Origin of the sequence: Dyadobacter tibetensis Y620-1, assembly GCF_000566685.1 — a bacterium.
GTDB lineage: Bacteria > Bacteroidota > Bacteroidia > Cytophagales > Spirosomataceae > Dyadobacter > Dyadobacter tibetensis.
Genome location: NZ_AZQN01000004.1, coordinates 545,612 through 564,215, shown reverse-complemented (window position 1 = coordinate 564,215; position 18,604 = coordinate 545,612). Strand labels below are relative to the sequence as shown.

Here is an 18,604-nt window from a genome sequence, read left to right as displayed (position 1 = left end):
TAGTGATTTATAGTTGCTCTTGTTTGGGTACTGAGGTGAACACAGTTCTGAAATAGATGAAAACGAAAGCAATGAGCAATCCAGCCAATGCGCCAATTTTAGCTCGCTTAGCCTCTTCGTACTTCATGTCGAGCGGCACTTTAATGTCTTCAATTTTAGTGAATAGTGGTGATTCACGAACCAGTGAAACATTCATTTTTTCAACACTGCCTAAGGCTTCGTAATATAGCTGCTGAATAAATGTAGATTTACGCTCCGTACTACTGGTTTGTAATTTTGGGGCAGCAAATATCAGTTGCTGATTACTGTCCATCTGCCTGGCAAGTTTGTTTTCAGTTATGCCTAGCACAGTGGCCAGAGAGTCGGCTCTCCGACGAAGTAGGTCCCTGGTTTTTCTAGTTTTCTGGGTTTGATTTTCCGTATACATTTCTTCAACGGTATCCAGCAGATTAGTCACCCAAAGACCAGCCAAAAGCTCGTTTTCCATGCTGGTTGCCAGGGCAATAAAGGATGATTTTCGGTCCAGGGTTCCAATCTCGGTATCCCCGGCAGCCTTCGTCACCAGCTCGTTGAGTACCACACGATCCTTAAGTTCTAGTTTAGAAGGGTCTCTTTCTTTGAACTGAAAGTTATGCATGTCGGGACGATCTTCCCATTCATCGTGCTTAATTCCACTGGTCTGGATGTAATAATTGGCCAAAATCATTTTTTTGCCTTCCACCTCCACTTCTTTCATTAAGTTTCGTTCCAAAACGGGACGGGACTTAACAAAATAGAAGAAGTTTTCACCAGTAAATATATTGGCGTCAGGTGCCGACCCTAGCCCAAGCAGGCCAGCAACATCCCCGATGCCACTGTTCTGTCCTCCGGTTCCCAGGTTAAAAACGACCACCGCCTCATATTTGGTGGGGTTTTTTAGTATCTGATCGAGGGCATATCCTATGCCTAAGCCAATTAAAGGGAATATGAGGATATATTTCCAGTTCTTCAGAATGGAGTCTTTGATTAGAATCAGTTTCTCCACCACGTCTTTGGGTGTAAGTTGGTCGTCTGGTACGGTCTGTGTGCTTTGTGCCATGGTAATTAGTTAATCGTGCGGAAAGCGAGAATTGTTACTACTAGGGTCATGATCGACGATAATATACCTGTAGTCGACGAAATTGCTTGTTGCGGGGTTAGGGTAGGTGCAGCCCTAAGAGGTACAAATATCTCAGATCCGGGTTCTACACGAGGATAAACATTGAAGACAAGGAAACGCCTGGTCCGATCAATATTTCCATTAGGGTATTTGATATAAGAGCTTTTTCGAAGAGAGGACACCGTAAACCCTCCAGATTGCGAAATGTAGTCTGTGAAATTAAGTCCCTTACCGTATTTAACCGTTGTCGGATAAAGAACGGCCCCATTTACCTGCACCGTTTCTAGTCGCTTAGGTACACGAATGATATCTCCTTCCTGCACGACAAGATCCTCAAAGGAGCCTGGGTTTTTCAAGATATTCTTTAGTTTGATACCAATCGACTCTTCTTTTACATTGGGTTGATCGCCAATTATTTTGCCTTCTTTGATACTTTTGGTACTAGCTTCTTCGGCCAAAAAATCGGTAGCGTCCTGAAGGCTTGTTACAACCGTACGACGCAGCAAAGTAGCACCCTCTGGATAGGCAAGCTCGGTAAGTCCACCCGCTCTATTGATAATATCACTGATCTTATCGTTTTTATTGACAATACTGAATGGGCCATTTACTAACACTTCTCCTTCCACAAATACGGATTGCTGTTCTACATAATTGGGTGACTTACGTACAATAATCTGGTCGAAGGGGTAGAGTACGAAGTGACTCTCATTACTATTCATGGATAAATCCCGGTCCACATTAAACTTGAACACCTCTGCAATCTGAGCATTCGCAGCTCCTGCCGGACTGTTTCTTTTCCTACGCACTACCTCTACTTCCGAAGCATATGCCGATTCCTTTAGCCCTCCAGCCAACAGCAGAGCGTCTTCCAGTGTCATATTGGACGTGTAAGCGAATTTTCCTTCGTTTTCAGAGAATTTAGGGTTATTCACTTCTCCCTCTACGGATATACTTGCCGACTGGGCCATTTCAAACTTAGAAGGAATAATTACTTGATCCAGACGGTTCAATATCAAATCGGGAACGGAATTATTAAGAATGTCTGCAAAGTTTAAAGAGATATTTTCAATTGTCAGATCCGTACGGGTTCTCAAAACATTGATACGGCCCACGAAGGCATCTTCACGAAGGCCCTGGGCATTTTCCACCAGCTTTTTCAAGGATCCGCTATTTTCCAAGGCATAATTGCCCGGCCGCATAACTGCCCCATCGATGCTGACAATATTATCAAATCGATCCAGAATGGTTTCTACATTAATTAAATCGCCTGTCTGCAATTCGAAATTTGCAAATTCAGATTCAGGAACATCCACCATACGGCGCTCGGTTGTGGTAACTCTCTCAATTTTAATTCTACCCCGATATGCCTTATCCGCAAATCCACCCGCATAATTAATGGCGTCGAGCAGTTTTTCTCCGGGCTTCAATTCGAACAACCCTGGTCGTTTTACTAGTCCATCTACTTCCACCCGCTTCAGATAGTACCCTACTACGACATTATCGTTTTCCTGTAGACGAATGTCTCCATCAATTTTCCCGTTGGATAGGAAGTCGTAAATGTCCAGATGTGTAATTACCTTTCCAGCTCGTACCACGCGAACGTCTCGGAATGAACCAATTTCATTAGGACCTCCCGCTTGATAAAGCGCATTGAAAGCCGAAGATAGGGAAGTCATCTGGTAGGCTCCAGGGTTAATTACTTCTCCTGAGACATAGACCTGAATGCTGCGAATGTCCCCTAAGGTGACCATTAATTTGGTTTGCGCCGTTTGACCCCCGCTGCCAATAAGCCCTGGAGTGAAACGGGCAAACTTGTCGATCATAATCTTACGAACCTCTTCAATCGACCTTCCTGCGACGTAAACATTACCTACCCTTGGGATAGTTACAAAACCGTCTCTATTGACTGTCAGCTCAAAAGTGGCCTCTGCATAATTATATATATAAACATTCAGCTGATCGCCAGGACCTACGATATAGTTGGTAGGAGTGGTTATCTGAAAGTCGGGAATAGGATTGAAATTCTTATTAGCGAAAATTGAATATCCATAAATCTTATTCCGAATCAGCATCTTAGCTTGCTCTTCAGCCGACAGGGCGTTGGTGGTTCCTTTGTTAACCTTGCCCTGATCGTCGTTATTTTGGGCATCGCCATCTCCGTCAGCTTGGTTCTGACCCTCGTTATTGCCCTGTTGGTTGTTTTGCTGGTTACCTTGCTGGTTGCTTTGGTTACCCTGCTGGCCTTGCTGTCCGGGTTGATTCTGTTGTCCTTGGGGGCCTTGTTGGTTGCTGCCCGGAATACTCCCCCGGGGTGCTCCGGTTTGTCCCGTGCCTTGAGTCTGTCCGCCAGTGGAGGTAGGCCCCTGTGTGGGCAAAGGAGCAACTACTTGAGAGAAAACCGGAATGGTAAGAAGGAAAAATAGTAAATAGGTAAGCGCGTACTTGCTGATGGAAATTAGCTTGAGTCGGTTCATAAAATGAGTTATTGTACCAGGTTTTCCCTTGAATTTATTTAAACCATCATTGGTCTTATTACTTTTGCAGTCCAATGGGCGCATTTGTGTGTATTGGGTTTTCATATTTTCGACAAAGTAAATTAGATTTTTCCTATTTTTAAAGAATTTCTATTAGTCGGTTAAAAAAGTACTTTGTGATACAAAGCTACGATTCTAGTTTAAATAATAAAGACTCCCGACAAATTTTACTTTCTATCGACCTGTAGCATTGATAATAATGAATATTAATATGGAGAATTCGACTAACGTTCAATACGACGAGGACAGTATTAAGTCACTGGACTGGAAAGAGCACATCCGATTACGTCCGGGGATGTATATCGGTAAGCTTGGGGATGGCTCCTCGACTGATGACGGTATTTATGTACTGGTAAAAGAGATTGTAGATAATTCCATCGATGAGCATATGATGGGGAATGGGAAGACCATCGATATAAAAATTTCCGAGCACCGGGTCGAAGTACGAGACTATGGACGAGGCATTCCACTGGGAAAGGTGGTAGACTGCGTCTCTAAAATCAATACGGGGGGTAAGTACGACTCTGGGGCCTTTCAAAAATCAGTAGGACTAAATGGTGTGGGTACCAAGGCCGTCAATGCCCTTTCTAATTATTTTAAGGTGAGTTCATTCAGAGACGGTAAATCTAAGGTGGCAGAATTTCACCAGGGTGAGCTGGTAAAGGAGTCTGGAGAAGAGCCTTCAAATCAGCGCAATGGAACCCATACGGTTTTTGAGCCCGATGGTTTAATATTCAAAAACTTCAGGTATATCCCTCAGTTTCTGAATAATATGATCTGGAATTACTGCTACCTCAATGCAGGCCTAACGATAACTTTCAATGGGCAAAAATATATCTCTCAAAATGGACTTTTAGACTTACTTCAAAGTAAGTCAGATCCTGAAGCTATCCGCTACCCAATCATCCATCTTAAAGGGGAGGACATAGAATTTGCCATGACGCATGGAAATCAATATGGAGAGGAGTATTATTCTTTCGTGAATGGACAATATACCACGCAAGGCGGGACGCATTTGAGTGCTTTTCGCGAATCCGTCGTTCGGGCGGTCCGGGAGCATTTTGGAAAGGATTATGCCCCCGAAGATGTACGTTCGTCGATTATTGCTGCCGTGGCGATACGGGTTCAGGAGCCCGTGTTTGAGTCTCAGACTAAAACGAAACTAGGGTCCAATACAATCACTCCCGACCCGAACAGTACGACTGTGCGTACCTTTGTGAATGATTTTGTAAAGGAACAGCTGGATAATTATCTTCATAAACACCCCGAGACCAGAGATGCCATGAAGAAGCGCATCGAACAGTCGGAGCGGGAGCGAAAAGAGCTTGCCGGGATTAAAAAGTTAGCCAATGATCGGGCAAAAAAAGCGAATCTACACAATAAAAAACTTAGAGACTGCCGGCTGCATCTGACCGATATTAAAAATGAACTACGCTATGAATCTACCCTATTCGTAACGGAAGGAGATTCGGCCAGTGGATCCATTACCAAATCTAGGAATATTCAAACCCAGGCCGTATTTAGTCTCAGGGGAAAACCATTGAACTGCTTCGGACTAACCAAGAAGATTGTGTACGAAAATGAGGAGTTCAATCTGTTGCAGCATGCTCTGGATATAGAGAATGGGGTGGAAAACCTTAGGTTCAACCGCATTGTGATAGCCACGGATGCCGATGTGGACGGTATGCATATCAGGCTTTTGCTAATGACCTTTTTTCTTCAATTCTTCCCTGATATTGTTCGCAATGGGCATCTATATGTACTGGAGACGCCGTTGTTTCGGGTGAGAAATAAAAAGGAAACCATCTATTGTTACACGGAAGAAGAGAAGCAGGCAGCCATTAATAAGTTGGGAAATAAGCCTGAAATTACCCGATTCAAAGGATTAGGAGAGATTTCTCCGAGTGAATTTGGACAATTTATTGGGGAAGATATGCACCTCGAGCCAATCATTTTGCAAAAGGACACTTCTATCCAAAAGCTATTAGCCTATTTTATGGGTAAAAATACTCCAGACCGTCAGAAATTTATTATTGAGAATCTAAAAACTGAAAAGACCGTAGAAGAACTGGCGCTGGCCATGTAACGATAGAAAGCAGAAGACCTTTTATACGCGTAAGGTCTATTAATTATAAATAACAAAGAATCAACAGTGGATTTACTAGCATTAAGGAATAAGATTGATGACCTGGACAACCAGTTGCTCCAACTTCTCAATGAGCGAATGGAAGTGGTAAGGCAGGTTGGTGAGCTAAAGCGCTCCTCAAATGCCATTATTTACCGCCCGGAGCGTGAGAAACAGATATTGGATCGATTGGAGAAGAATAATTCCGGACTATTGAGCCGGGCAGCGATCGATGCCATTTTCTTTGAAATATTTGCCGTCTCCCGAAATTTGGAGCTTCCTGAGCGCGTAGCTTATCTGGGTCCCGAAGGTAGTTTTACCCATCAGGCTGCCGAGGGCCGTTTTGGAGCTATGAGTGAGTATTTGGTGCTTCCTACCATCCATTCGGTTTTCGAGAGTGTAGAAACTGGCCGGGCTAAATTTGGCGTAGTGCCCATAGAAAATAATCAAGAGGGTATTGTGGTTGAAACCGTAGATTATCTTCGGGAGAAGAATTTAACCATTGTAGCCGAAGTATTGTTGCCTATCAATTTTTCGTTTGTTTCACAGTCGGATTCCCTTAAAGATATTAAAAGAATATATTCCAAAGATATCGCTTTCAGACAGTGTGGTAAATTCATTAAGGAATATCTTGATGAAGAGCAGGTAGAAATTATACCGGTAGACTCTACTTCCCGTGCCGCTAAACTGGCGGCAAAAGAACCCGATGCTGCCGCTATCTGCTCCTCCATATCGGCTCGAATATTTGGGGTTCCCATGCTCTACGAAAACATTGAGGATAGCGATCAGAATAAGACCCGCTTTCTTATTTTAGCTAAAGATATAGTAAATGCTAAAAGTGAGGAGGACAAAACCACCATTATTGCCAATCTGCCCAATACAAACCGCCCGGGAATACTTTATGATTTCCTGAAAGACTTCAATGATAAAGGTATCAACCTGACCAAAATTGAAAGTCGTCCGGTACGGGGAGAAGCTAATTTCAGAGCCTGGTTTTTGGTGGAATTTTTGGGCCATATCGAAGATCCTAGCGTTCAGGAAATCATGCACAAATATGGTACCCATCTGAAATGGTTAGGAAGCTATGTGCGTGTTTCCTAGAATTGGGGAATACAATAAAGGTCCCGTGCAACTTGAAACACGGGACCTTATCATACGGAATCTTTAGAATGGCGGCACTACCACCAACGATAAAATAAGCCTACAGAAGCACCTATAGTGGCGGTATTTCCATCTAAATAATCATACTTGATGGACGTACCAGAATACTTTATTCGTATATCAGCTCCTAATGCCCCATCAGGCTTAAACAGGAACTTGGAGCCCACGCCCACTCCATAGGTAGGCTTAATCTTTTGATACTGATCGACCAGGCTGCCATAATATAAGCTATAGTCTACCAGGCTGATGCCTCCGCTTACCTGAAAATAAGGTTGAATTCGGGCATTTTTAGGGGCCAGATGATAATTGGCAAATACCTGTATCGGTACCTGCGACAGAGTACGGGTTTGGATCGCCGACACGGTCTGATCTCCAAATTCATATAGTGCTCGTGGCAGTCTCTTCTCATAATAATTAGAACCTATTTCCCCACCTATAGAAAAACGGTTGGGGAGTACCCATTCTAGAGAAACAGAAATATCCCGAAACGATGATTTATCGATGTATTGCTCCGAAAATTTCCCCAGCGGCATGGATCCACCAAATCGGGCCGTTGCCAAATAATAGGTATAACGCTCATAAGGAGAGGGCAGGGTATATAATTTGGGTTGCTGTTGTGCCCATGCATGCTTGCTGAAGCCTGCAAACAGTACCATGGCCAGAAGCCATATCTTCAATTTTATATTTTTCATATTGATAGGGTTGCTTTAGCGCGATGCGTTTATTGTAATTTCAAATAAGGCGACTGAGTGAATAATGAATTGACCATCGTGTCGACCAATTGTGGATTTTCAATGTCTCTGCCTTTGATTTGTGCATTCCATACCACGGGGAATTTCTTATTGGTCGTATCGGCATTCTTAAAATCCAACATCGATACCAACCAGTAACTCTCCTGGGTCTGATAATATTGATAGTAGCTGGGATATCCATAGCCATAACCGCCATATCCGGGATATCCACCCCAATAAGAAGAAATGGGAATGCTTGCCACATTCAGGTATGTATTGGAAATATAAGAAGCGGTCAATCCTATATCCGGTTTGTCGTTGGGCCCTACATAGGTATAGCCGAGTTCCTTCATATTGTCAATCAGACCAGAGAGTAAATCCCTGTCGAAGTTGGTGAGTGCATAACCGCTCCGGTTATTTTGAACCACCAGGATGGAATCCGATACGCTAAAGGTTTTGTATTGTTGAAAATTAGCAGCCTTATCTCGATTCGTATAATATACCAGGGACTCTTCAGTAGATAGGTCGGAAATAGGATCCTTGCTGCAGGCAGAAATAAAGAAGACACAAGCGGCAATGAAAAGTGGAATTTTAATTAATTTGTTTTTCATGGTTTGAATATTTTTATACACAACGAAATTTAATTTCCGAGATTTTATTTTACCCAAAAATAATGCCTTCGCAGATTATGGAGGCTTATTTTAAGAGACAAGCGAAGGCTTCAAATGGTTGCAAGGCGCTTAACTTACTATGAGTAGAAACCAAATTACCTATAAGGAGATGCCCTTGGTTCGGTTCTTTAAAACAAAAAATGTTAAATTGACAGCTTGTATTAGAATTACTATATGGAAACAAAGGAAGAAATTTTAAGAATCATCGATATGCTTAACGACACCTACGAAAGTGAAGAGGTGTGGTTTGGCAATTCCCTTGTAGAAGCGCTAAGGGACGTTACGCCCAAAATGGCGGAGAAAAGAGTTAGCTCTAATTCGCATTCAATTGCGGAAATTGTCTATCACCTTACTACCTGGCGCATCTTTGCCGTACGCAAACTGCAAGGAGATGTGGAGTTCGATATTACCACTAAAGATAAAGACTGGAAGAAATTTCCTATTGTGGATGAATTTGAATGGGAAGCTCTCCAGATGGAGCTTAGCCTTTCCCAGGAAGAATTGATTACCGAACTTCAGAAACTAACTTCTGATGCATTTCTGGAAACCTATGTTCCCGGCAGAGAATACTCCTATTATACCCTGGTGCACGGTGTTATGCACCACGATATCTATCATGTTGGCCAAATAGGCCTGATCAAAAAGGTGCTCAAGAGTTTGCCCGCCGAAGAAGATGAAATGGGAAGCCTAGGTTCGGATGACCATTATGGAAGTGATTCGGACTACTATTGATATTAAAATGTAATTAAAGGAGCCATTCCGGAGGGAATGGCTTTTTTTGAATCTACTATATTTAACCCTCCAAGTGCAACTGATGTTTCGGAACGAATCCGTACAGTAAGTGCCATTGGATAAAATGCGTCTTGTATTAATCTTCGATGGCCTTTTATGGGGGTTGTCGTGAAATATAGAATTATGAAATTATTAGTTGTTGAGGATGAGCCTAAGCTGGCGGGTTTTCTTAAAAGAGGTCTGGAAGAACAGTCATGGGAAGTGGAGGTCGCCTATGATGGGCAGTTAGGAAAAAAAATAGCTTCCAGTTATAAGTTCGATTTGATCGTACTCGATGTCAACCTTCCTATATTGAATGGATACGATCTTGCCAAGCAGCTCCGTAAGGATGGACTAACTACCCCTATATTATTTCTGACGGCCCTGGGGACGATCGATGACAAACTGGATGGTTTTGATGCGGGAGGCGATGACTATCTTGTAAAACCTTTTGAGTTCAGAGAGCTCATCGCTCGCATCAAGGCTTTGGTTCAGCGTGCTGGGGGAAGGGAGCAGGGAGCATCTATTTTGTCATTGGCTGACTTGGAGCTTAATCTGGACGAGAAAGTAGCCCGGAGAGGAGGGAACCGCATCGATCTTACCGCCAAAGAATTTGCCCTATTAGAATATCTGATGCGCAACAAAGGTCGTGTTGTATCCAGAGTGGATATAGCCGAACAAGTCTGGGATATCCGCTTCGACACAGGAACCAATGTGATCGATGTTTATATCAATTTTCTCAGAAAAAAAGTTGATAAGGATTACCCCAACAAATTGATACATACGGTAGTTGGTATGGGTTATATTTTTAAAGAAGAATGAATATCAAGTCTAGACTAACCCTCTTATTTACCTTATTGGTGGGGTCGATAATGGCCCTCTTTTGTCTTTCCATATACTTTTTTTACGACCAGTATAGGGAAAAGCAGTTTTACTCCTTTCTTAATGAAAGGGGACAGACTATAGCGCAGCTGGTAGAAGGTGGGGGTGCAATGACGACGGAAGATATAGTTAAAATTGAAAGGGCTAATAACACCTTATTACTGGAAGAAGAAATCACTCTTTTTGACGATCAGGATTCAGTAATCTTTAAAAATGGTCAATCCGCCTTTATGTTTCCCAGTGCAACATTAGAGGAGGTGCGGAATGGTCAGGAGATCAAAACCAAAATGGGTAATAAGGATGTGATTGTCATTCGTCATAACCTGAAAGATAATTCGAAACCCTGGGTGGTAGTAGCGGCAGCTCAGGATTTGTTAGGTATCGACCAGTTACAACGTCTGCGGGAAATCTTACTTATTGGCTGGCTACTTTGCCTGGTGCTCGTGGCCGTGGCTGGATGGCAGTTTGCCAAAGACGCCATCAGGCCAGTTTCAGACATTATTGAACAGGTCAACCGGATTTCGGCGGGCAACCTCCACCAAAAGGTTTCTGTAGGCAGGGAGCGGGATGAGCTTGCCTTGTTGGCAGAAACTTTTAATTCCATGCTTAACCGGCTGCAAATCGCTTTTGTAGCGCAAAAGAACTTCGTCTCGCATGCTTCTCATGAACTGCGTACACCTCTCGCCCTTATTATGTCGGAAGTAGAAGTTACGCTCATGAAGAGTAGGGACACCCAAACATATCAGGAGGCATTACAAGGTATTTTGGGGGAGGTTAAGAGTATGAACGAACTGGTGAATCGCCTCTTGGAATTAGCTCGAACAGAAGAAGAAGCGTTTAAAGTTACCTTTTTAAGAATTCGTGTCGACGAAGTGCTTTGGCAGGCCATGGAGTTTGTTCAACAGAAGCATCCCGATTATCATGTAGATATTGTCTTTGAGGGGATTCCCGATAACGAAGATTTGCTAAAACGTTACGGAGATGAAAGTCTTTTAAGGACTGCCTTCGTGAATTTGATGGATAATGCCTGTAAATACAGTGAAAATAAGACGGTGCAGGTATTTTTAGATATTACCGATGAAGGTATTACCATTCGCTTCAAGGATCGTGGTGCCGGAATGGCTCCGGAAGAACTGCCCTATATTTTTGATACCTTTTATCGAAGTGCCTCTACCCTGGACCGTTCCGGGTTTGGGATAGGACTTGCTCTTACCAAACGCATTTTGATGATGCAGGGTGCAAGCATAGATGTAGAGTCCAAGGTGGGATTGGGAACCACTTTCATCCTCCATTTTCCTTCATTTTAATGTGTTTTTAATTCTAGCTTAATGGTGGTTTAACGCGTGGGCGAGTACTTTACAACAGCAGCCTCCAGGGCTCTTATTTTTAAGAGCGGAGCCAGAAGCTAGACTTCTGTTGACGGGCCTTGCGAATCTATATTATCGCAATCGTGCGGGTAATTACTGGTATCTCGAATCATAAAACGGTATGGGGTAAGTAGGCCGGTAAGGATATATAGAAGCCATGAAATCTGTGCAATCTCTGGAAATGAAAAAATAGATTATTCCCATTTAGATTGAGTTAGGTGAGTAGTAAGTAAAACTTGGTGTCCGGATTCCGGACACCAAGTTTTTTATGTGTGTATCTCAGGCTGTGAAACGCCTTCAATATGAAATTTCGGAAGTGCTTCTGGCATATGCTGTACCATGAATTCTATGAGTTTTTCGCGAACATGGCATCTTAAATCGAATGTGATAGAGGAATTTCGGCCAGACATGATAGCCCTGACTTCCATCAGGTGATCCTTCGTGTCGGTTACCTGCAAGGCCCATACCTTACCGTCCCATAAGGGAGTTTCCTGGAGTATCTTATGAAGTTCCTCGCGCAGTACAGGGAGATCGGCTCTGAGATGAAGCCTAAAGAATGCCGAGCCTATCAGGGCGCTATCGTTTCGGGTCCAGTTCTGGAAGGGGCGGTCGACAAAGTAAGTAATAGGTAGGACGAGACGTCTCATATCCCAAATATTTACCACCACATAGGTTAGATTTATTTCTTCGATACGCCCCCATTCTCCTTCAACAATGACAACATCATCGATTTTAATGGGTTGGGTAAATGCAATCTGGATGCCAGCCAGAAGATTTGCCAGTGATTTCTGAGCCGCAAAACCGATTATCACCGAGAAAATACCCGCCGAGGTAAGGATTCCTACCCCGTATTGACGGACACTTTCAAAACTCATCAGCAAAATTGACAGGCCGAGAATGAGCATCAAAATGACTACAATGCGTTTAATAAATTTGATCTTCGTAAAAAGTCTTCGCGCATGCAAATTATCTTCATTCGCAAAATCCAGCTTTTCTAGGAGGTATTTTTCGATAATTACAACAATCCGGACAGCCAGCCAGGTGGTTACCGCAATAAGGGCCACCTTACTAATAGCGTACATGACTCCATAGGTCGGTGCAACGGCGGAATACGCTTTGGTTACAGCCGTTATAATGGTAAGGGGTATAAAGAAGTATAGGACATTGGTCTGGTTTTGGTAAATTACCCTAACCCAGGGCCAGTCCTTTCGCCGGGCTGTTGCCTTTATGACCATGATCAGGCTATAGCTCAGGATAATTCCTGCTATAAGACTTAGCAATATGCCCAACCAAGGACTTTTTTCGTAATCAAATATCTCTAGGAATTTATTCATTATTGGTAATAGCATTAAGGCGAGCGACAATAATTCCCGAATGTTTGGCTACAGAAGCGGTATATTCTGCTAAGGGAACTTTAGACAGGATAACCTTTTTATCCGTCAACGAAGCATGAATCAAATAGGCGCGGGATCCCATTTTACTGATAACTCCCATATGATTACAGTCCAATCCTTCCACCGTCGAAGTAAACGCTACAATATCGCCGTTTTTTAATAAGGCCTCCACGCGCATAATTTCAGCCTTTGGGATATAAGTATGTTTTCTGTTGTTGATGATTTCTTCTTGTTTTTTTATTTTTTTCCAAACTTCAGTAGGTGTTAAAGCCGGGTATAAGTCAGCATGATTACTCATAAAATTTATTTCCTTTTCAAAAGGAATCCCGCCTATTGATGCTGTAATATTCTGAAGACGACCCCGTTTTTCATTCTCATACATCCAGTCTAAAACATAGTGTAAGCGGGAGGGGTAACCTTCAATTACTCCATTACGGTATCGTAACTTTTTTAGTTCGTTTCTATATGAATCGTAACTATGATCCTGTTCCTTTGCCACTATTAAAGCCACCGCGTTTTCTACAAGTGTGGTGCAGTCCAGTCCGTCCAATTTACACACCAGTTTTTCTGTGGCATTAATTTCCAAGGAATGTGCAATATAGGGGGTACCCAGGAATGACTCACTCATACGAAGCATTTCAAGTCCTGGTTCTCCATGTTCGGGCAATTGCATTTTTTGGTCAAATAACTTCTGAATACTGGATTGTGCTAAAACCAGATTCGGAAGCAAAATGAACGATAAGAGCCATAAGCCACTCATTAGGCTTAAAAACCTTACGATGCTATATCCTTTTTGTTGCGTTTTCATAGTTGCCAATGGGCAAGTTCTTTCAATTATATATTAACTGGATTTTTTTAGGGCAAATTTTATGCCTTTACGTCTTCAATCCGGAGTACCCAGACATCAAGGGGTTTCAGTGTCAGGGTAAGTCCCTGTACCGTAATCCCTGAGGCAGGAATTTCACTGCGCATTGCTTCGAGGGGAAAAATCGATTTAAGACGATATTTTTCCGGGTTTTCCAGCTTCATGTTTTCAAACCAAGCATGATCGGGAATTTTTACTAGGGTGTTAAAGGTTTTAGCGCGGTCAAAATTAATCACGAATAATAATTTTTCGTTTTGCGTGTAGCGCAAATAAGAAAATAACTTTCGCTCGTCATAATTAGGACTCTGACCAAAGCCGTTTACATATTGTAGATCGTAAAATTCCCCAGCATAAATGGCTTCATGGTTGAGGATCAGCTGGTTTAGGTTAGCATAAAAATCGCGCAATTTCCTTACGGGAGCATTTAGCTTTTCCAGATTATATTTTCCTCCATTGATCCATTCCTGCATTTCGGGTATACCCCAATAATCAAAGATCGTACTACGCCCATCCTTTCCTTGAAAACCTTCATTTTCGGTGGGATTTACACCCAATTCCTGCCCTGCATACAGCATAAAGGGGCCTGTGTGTAGGGTGGCGCTAAGCGTTATGGCCGGAACCGCTACCCATGGGTCTCCGGCAAAAAACTCTGATGCAATGCGCTGTTCATCATGATTCTCCAGGAATCGTAACATATGATGGGCTATATCTCCCGATTCATTTTGCCATAGCTGAGTAATCTCCCTGGCATCTCCGTGCCCTTCCATAAGGGGGCGCAAAGTATTATACAGGCCTACTTTATCATACAAATAATCGAAATGTCCCTGGAAAATATAGGTATGATAGGCGGCAGGATTATAAATTTCCGCGATAAAGATAATCTCCGGATTAAGCATTTTAACTTTAGGAATTACCCATCCCCAAAATTCCACAGGTACCATTTCAGCCATGTCACACCTAAATCCGTCTACTCCTTTGTCCGTCCAATAGGCGAGGATATCATACATTTTATCCCAGGTGGAGGGAATTGGATCAAAGTGCTTTTTTTGCTGATTTAGGTAATCAACACCGTAATTTAATTTTACCGTTTCATACCAATCGTACACACTGGGATGAGCATTAAAGACGTCGTTGCCGGTAGCTTTGGCTGGCGACTCAACATATGGGCCGGTAATGGGTATGGCAGGGGCAGGCCCCTCGGGAACTACAAATTCCTGAGAAGGGATATAATAAAAATTGTTTTTAGGGTCGAAGGCCTTGGTAGGATCATCATCCTGTCCGAAATCTCTTACGCCCTCAGGTCGAGCCTGGGAGCAATAGGATCTGGCCACGTGGTTAGGAACAAAATCGATGATGGTTTTAAGGTTGTTTTTCTTAGTACGTTCCAGTAGTTCTTCAAATTCCCGCATGCGAAGTGCTACATTTACGGCCAAATCTGGGTCTACATCATAATAGTCTCGGATGGCATAGGGGGAGCCAGCTTTTCCTTTGACAATCAAAGGATGGTATGGCCGAATTCCGTACTGGGAATAGTCAGTAAGGCTGGCATGTGCGATAACCCCTGTATACCATAGATGAGTTACGCCAAAGGTTTTTAAGGAGGTAAGAGCTGCGTCATTTATGTCGTTAAACTTGCCCGTCCCATTTTCCGAAATACTTCCCCAAGGCTTATTGGTGATATTTTGATTGGAAAATAGCCGTGTAAAAATCTGATAAATGACTAGCTTATGTTGATTATTCAAATTCATTGATAGATAACTTGTTCAATAGGATCATTTTGAAAGGAATATGGTTAGACAAGCCATTCAAAATTGATATTATCGATTGTTTTTAAAATTCCGTTGTTCTTTCACTATTTTGCAAGATATTAAATTTGAAATGATATGCCTGCACTACAAGCTTGCCTTTTTGACCTGGACGGGGTGATCGTCGATACAGCTAAGTACCATTATATTGCCTGGAGGGAACTTGCCCAGGAGCTAGGTTTTGATCTGTCTGAAGAGCAAAATGAAGCTTTAAAGGGTGTGGGACGTATGGAATCCCTAGAGATTATTCTTGACCTAGGGTCTGTATCCTTGCCAGAAAAGGAAAAGCTGGAGCGTGCGGCCAAGAAAAATATGCGCTATCTGGAACTCTGCCAACAAATAGTTCCAAGCGATGCCTTACCGGGAATTCATAACTTCTTAGATGAGCTGAAAGCGAGAAATATAAAAATTGGATTAGGATCTGCTAGCAAAAATGCGCCTATGATCTTGGAAAGACTGGGAATGCTACAAACATTTGAAGTGATTGTTGATGGTAATCGGGTTACCAGAGGCAAACCCGACCCGCAGGTATTTCAGCTGGGCGCACAGGATCTGGGTGTGGAAGCCTATGAAACTATTGTTTTTGAAGATGCAGTGGCGGGGGTTCAGGCGGGAAATGCAGCAGGGATGAAAACGGTTGGTATTGGATCTACAACGGTGTTAACAGAAGCAGATTTGGTTCTACCGGGTTTTGATGGCTTGGCACTGGATGATCTAAAAGCTCAATTGGGGTTTGATACCAGTAATTAAGGGTTAAAAGAACTTTTAAAAAAGAAATGTATGAAGAATTATATAACACACGACGATTGGTGTATCATAGAAGAAGGATTTCATGAAGCTAATAATGAGATTTCTGAAAGCTTAATGAGCTTGGGCAATGGCCGTATGGGGCAAAGAGGGAATTTTGAGGAGCACTACTCGGGAAAAACCCTGTTGGGGAATTACGTCGCAGGGGTATACTTTCCCGATAAGACCCGGGTGGGCTGGTGGAAAAACGGCTATCCTAACTATTTTGCTAAAGTTCTCAACGCCTGCAACTGGGTAGGTATAGATGTGAAAATTGGGGAGGAAACCCTGGATTTGAATAAATGTCTGATTCAGCAGTTTACCCGAACCTTAAATATGAAAGAAGGTACCTTGGATCGCAAGGTCACCTTAACGCTGCCTGGGGGAGGAGCGATACAGCTTCATTCCACCCGCTTCTGTAGTATGGCCGACGATCGGGGTGCTGCAATAAGGTATAGCATCACTTTACTGGATTTCGATGAAATAGTAACCATTACGCCTTATCTGGACGGGAATATTCGTAACCGCGATTCCAATTATGAGGAAACCTTCTGGAATGAGTTACACAGAGAGACTAGCTTTTCTGAAGGACATTTGATTCTCGAAACCAAACCTAATCCTTACGGAGTAGAGCAGTTTCAGGTGGCTACCGGTATGCGTTTCAATATTCGGATCAATGATCTGGCAACAGACTACCAGTCATTGCCTATTAGGAACGAAAAATACGTAGGCGGGGCGGTCACTCTGGATCTGAGAGCTGGTCAAGAAATGACCCTGTATAAATATGCCGTCAACCTGGCTGCTACAGATGGAGACACGGATAAACTCCTGGAATCAGCGAAAACTTATCTGGACCGAATAACGGGGAAAGGGTTTTCCCAAATGTTGGCAGAACATCAGGCTGCCTGGGCAAGAAAATGGGAATTTAACGACATCGTCATAGAAGGGGATAAAGCGGCTCAACAGGGAATTCGTTTTAATATTTTTCATCTGCAACAGACCTATACCGGAGAAGATGAAACACTCAATATTGGTCCCAAAGGATTTACGGGTGAGAAATATGGAGGTAGTACTTATTGGGATACCGAGGCTTATTGTATTCCATTTTATCTGAGTACTGCCGAGTCGGGCGTAGCTAGAAATCTGTTGATCTATCGGTACAAACATCTGCAGAAAGCGATAGAAAATGCTCAGAAGTTAGGTTTTACAGGGGGAGCTGCTCTGTATCCAATGGTAACAATGAATGGGGAGGAGTGCCATAATGAATGGGAAATTACCTTCGAAGAGATTCACAGAAATGGTGCAATCGCCTTTGCTATTTACGATTATACCCGCTATACCGGCGATGAATCGTATGTCTCTCAATACGGTATCGAAGTTCTGATTGCCATCTCCCGCTTCTGGAAGCAACGGGTAAATTGGTCGACCCAGAAGGGGAAATACGTAATGTTAGGTGTTACCGGGCCAAACGAATACGAAAATAATGTCAATAACAACTGGTATACCAATTACATAGCAGTTTGGACGCTGAAGTATACCCTGGAGGTAATTAATAATCTTTGGGAGAAAGATTCGGCTCGTCTTAATGATGTGATCTTCAAAACAAATTTTGACCTAAATGGCGAAATGGGAGATTGGAGACATATTATCGATCATATGTATTTTCCCTATGATGATGCCAAAAGAGTATTTTTACAGCAGCAGGGGTTCCTGGACAAGCATTTGATGACTGTAGAGGATATCACACCCGAGCGACCCATCAATCAGAATTGGTCCTGGGATCGAATTCTCCGCTCTTGCTTTATTAAACAAGCCGATGTTTTGCAGGGAATCTATCTGTTTGAAGAAGATTTCCAACAAGATGAAATTCGTCGTAACTTCGATTTTTACGAGCCAATGACCGTACATGAGTCCTCATTATCTCCCTGCGTTCATGCGATATTAGCCGCCGGGCTGGGGCTGAAAGAAAAAGCCTACGAGATGTACCTGCGGACGGCACGCTTAGATTTGGACGACTACAATAATGATACCGAAGATGGATTACACATTACTTCCATGGCGGGTACTTGGATGAGTGTAGTCAAAGGATTTGCTGGCCAACGGGTGCGTCAGGGACTCTTGTCGCTAAAGCCTTATCTTCCCGAGCAATGGAGTCGATATAGTTTTCGTATTGGCTTCAGGGGCAGTCTGCTCTCGGTGGAGGTAACCCAAAACACAGTGGAGGTACATAATATATCTCAGCAAGATCTCACTCTTATGGTGGGCGACGAGCGCATCTTTGTTGCGGGGGGAGCCAGTGAAACCGTTAGCTTATAATTTTTATAACTGGCATGACTAAGAGATTAATCATGCCAGTAATTTTGATCAGGGTTCT

The 18,604-nt window shown here is 43.0% G+C and carries 14 protein-coding genes; 7 read left to right on the top strand and 7 right to left on the bottom strand.

Features of this window, described 5'->3' with window-relative positions:
• Positions 1–7 precede the first annotated feature (7 nt).
• Positions 8–1,078 carry a hypothetical protein gene (locus tag X939_RS0114255; RefSeq protein WP_025763964.1) on the bottom strand — a complete coding sequence of 357 codons (1,071 nt, stop codon included), beginning with the start codon at positions 1,076–1,078 and terminating at the stop codon, positions 8–10.
• A gap of 5 nt (positions 1,079–1,083) precedes the next feature.
• Positions 1,084–3,717: a polysaccharide biosynthesis/export family protein gene (locus X939_RS0114250; protein ID WP_229236062.1), complete on the bottom strand. Its 2,634-nt coding sequence runs from the start codon at positions 3,715–3,717 to the stop codon at positions 1,084–1,086.
• 166 nt (positions 3,718–3,883) lie between these two features.
• Here X939_RS0114250 and X939_RS0114245 point away from each other — a divergent pair, with 166 nt between their 5' ends.
• Entirely contained in the window at positions 3,884–5,758 is a 1,875-nt protein-coding gene (locus X939_RS0114245) for a DNA topoisomerase IV subunit B (protein WP_025763962.1), read from the top strand.
• A gap of 66 nt (positions 5,759–5,824) precedes the next feature.
• Positions 5,825–6,898: a prephenate dehydratase gene (gene pheA, locus X939_RS0114240; protein WP_025763961.1), complete on the top strand. Its 1,074-nt coding sequence runs from the start codon at positions 5,825–5,827 to the stop codon at positions 6,896–6,898.
• A 77-nt stretch (positions 6,899–6,975) separates the two neighbouring features.
• Here the strand turns inward: pheA and X939_RS0114235 are convergent, their stop codons facing one another.
• Together X939_RS0114235 and X939_RS0114230 are read right to left on the bottom strand one after the other, a co-directional pair.
• Positions 6,976–7,650: a hypothetical protein gene (locus tag X939_RS0114235; RefSeq protein WP_025763960.1), complete on the bottom strand. Its 675-nt coding sequence runs from the start codon at positions 7,648–7,650 to the stop codon at positions 6,976–6,978.
• Positions 7,651–7,679: 29 nt separating this feature from the next.
• Positions 7,680–8,300, bottom strand: a complete 621-nt coding sequence (locus tag X939_RS0114230) for a DUF4136 domain-containing protein (protein ID WP_025763959.1) — start codon at positions 8,298–8,300, stop codon at positions 7,680–7,682.
• 234 nt (positions 8,301–8,534) lie between these two features.
• Here X939_RS0114230 and X939_RS0114225 point away from each other — a divergent pair, with 234 nt between their 5' ends.
• From X939_RS0114225 to X939_RS0114215, 3 genes are all read left to right on the top strand, one after another.
• Entirely contained in the window at positions 8,535–9,092 is a 558-nt protein-coding gene (locus X939_RS0114225) for a DinB family protein (RefSeq protein WP_025763958.1), read from the top strand.
• Positions 9,093–9,275: 183 nt separating this feature from the next.
• The gene (locus X939_RS0114220) at positions 9,276–9,953 is read left to right on the top strand and encodes a response regulator (protein ID WP_044199429.1); all 678 of its coding nucleotides are present in this window, start codon (positions 9,276–9,278) and stop codon (positions 9,951–9,953) included.
• The gene (locus tag X939_RS0114215) at positions 9,950–11,320 is read left to right on the top strand and encodes a sensor histidine kinase (RefSeq protein WP_025763956.1); all 1,371 of its coding nucleotides are present in this window, start codon (positions 9,950–9,952) and stop codon (positions 11,318–11,320) included. Before X939_RS0114220 ends, X939_RS0114215 begins: the two co-directional genes overlap by 4 nt.
• Positions 11,321–11,646: 326 nt before the next feature.
• On the opposite strand, the gene X939_RS0114210 is transcribed toward X939_RS0114215, so the two are convergent.
• Genes X939_RS0114210 through X939_RS0114200 form a run of 3 tightly spaced genes read right to left on the bottom strand, consistent with a single transcriptional unit; the run spans position 11,647 to position 15,387 of the window.
• Positions 11,647–12,714, bottom strand: a complete 1,068-nt coding sequence (locus X939_RS0114210) for a mechanosensitive ion channel family protein (RefSeq protein ID WP_025763954.1) — start codon at positions 12,712–12,714, stop codon at positions 11,647–11,649.
• Positions 12,707–13,582 carry an N-acetylmuramoyl-L-alanine amidase-like domain-containing protein gene (locus X939_RS0114205; RefSeq protein WP_025763953.1) on the bottom strand — a complete coding sequence of 292 codons (876 nt, stop codon included), beginning with the start codon at positions 13,580–13,582 and terminating at the stop codon, positions 12,707–12,709. Before X939_RS0114205 ends, X939_RS0114210 begins: the two co-directional genes overlap by 8 nt.
• Before the next feature lie 59 nt (positions 13,583–13,641).
• The gene (locus X939_RS0114200; RefSeq protein ID WP_025763952.1) at positions 13,642–15,387 is read right to left on the bottom strand and encodes an alpha-amylase family protein; all 1,746 of its coding nucleotides are present in this window, start codon (positions 15,385–15,387) and stop codon (positions 13,642–13,644) included.
• 135 nt (positions 15,388–15,522) lie between these two features.
• Here X939_RS0114200 and pgmB point away from each other — a divergent pair, with 135 nt between their 5' ends.
• Together pgmB and X939_RS0114190 are read left to right on the top strand one after the other, a co-directional pair.
• Positions 15,523–16,194 (top strand): beta-phosphoglucomutase, encoded by a 672-nt coding sequence (gene pgmB, locus X939_RS0114195; protein WP_025763950.1) that lies wholly within the window; start codon positions 15,523–15,525, stop codon positions 16,192–16,194.
• 30 nt (positions 16,195–16,224) lie between these two features.
• Positions 16,225–18,546 carry a glycoside hydrolase family 65 protein gene (locus X939_RS0114190; protein WP_025763949.1) on the top strand — a complete coding sequence of 774 codons (2,322 nt, stop codon included), beginning with the start codon at positions 16,225–16,227 and terminating at the stop codon, positions 18,544–18,546.
• Positions 18,547–18,604 lie beyond the last annotated feature (58 nt).

Bases quoted from the DNA above. Each gene is read 5' to 3' on its own strand.
- X939_RS0114255 (WP_025763964.1), bottom strand. From the start codon at position 1,078: ATGGCACAAAGCACACAGACCGTACCAGACGACCAACTTACACCCAAA.
- X939_RS0114250 (WP_229236062.1), bottom strand. From the start codon at position 3,717: ATGAAAACCCAATACACACAAATGCGCCCATTGGACTGCAAAAGTAAT.
- X939_RS0114245 (WP_025763962.1), top strand. From the start codon at position 3,884: ATGGAGAATTCGACTAACGTTCAATACGACGAGGACAGTATTAAGTCA.
- X939_RS0114235 (WP_025763960.1), bottom strand. From the start codon at position 7,650: ATGAAAAATATAAAATTGAAGATATGGCTTCTGGCCATGGTACTGTTT.
- X939_RS0114230 (WP_025763959.1), bottom strand. From the start codon at position 8,300: ATGAAAAACAAATTAATTAAAATTCCACTTTTCATTGCCGCTTGTGTC.
- X939_RS0114225 (WP_025763958.1), top strand. From the start codon at position 8,535: ATGGAAACAAAGGAAGAAATTTTAAGAATCATCGATATGCTTAACGAC.
- X939_RS0114220 (WP_044199429.1), top strand. From the start codon at position 9,276: ATGAAATTATTAGTTGTTGAGGATGAGCCTAAGCTGGCGGGTTTTCTT.
- X939_RS0114215 (WP_025763956.1), top strand. From the start codon at position 9,950: ATGAATATCAAGTCTAGACTAACCCTCTTATTTACCTTATTGGTGGGG.
- X939_RS0114210 (WP_025763954.1), bottom strand. From the start codon at position 12,714: ATGAATAAATTCCTAGAGATATTTGATTACGAAAAAAGTCCTTGGTTG.
- X939_RS0114205 (WP_025763953.1), bottom strand. From the start codon at position 13,582: ATGAAAACGCAACAAAAAGGATATAGCATCGTAAGGTTTTTAAGCCTA.
- X939_RS0114200 (WP_025763952.1), bottom strand. From the start codon at position 15,387: ATGAATTTGAATAATCAACATAAGCTAGTCATTTATCAGATTTTTACA.
- pgmB (WP_025763950.1), top strand. From the start codon at position 15,523: ATGCCTGCACTACAAGCTTGCCTTTTTGACCTGGACGGGGTGATCGTC.
- X939_RS0114190 (WP_025763949.1), top strand. From the start codon at position 16,225: ATGAAGAATTATATAACACACGACGATTGGTGTATCATAGAAGAAGGA.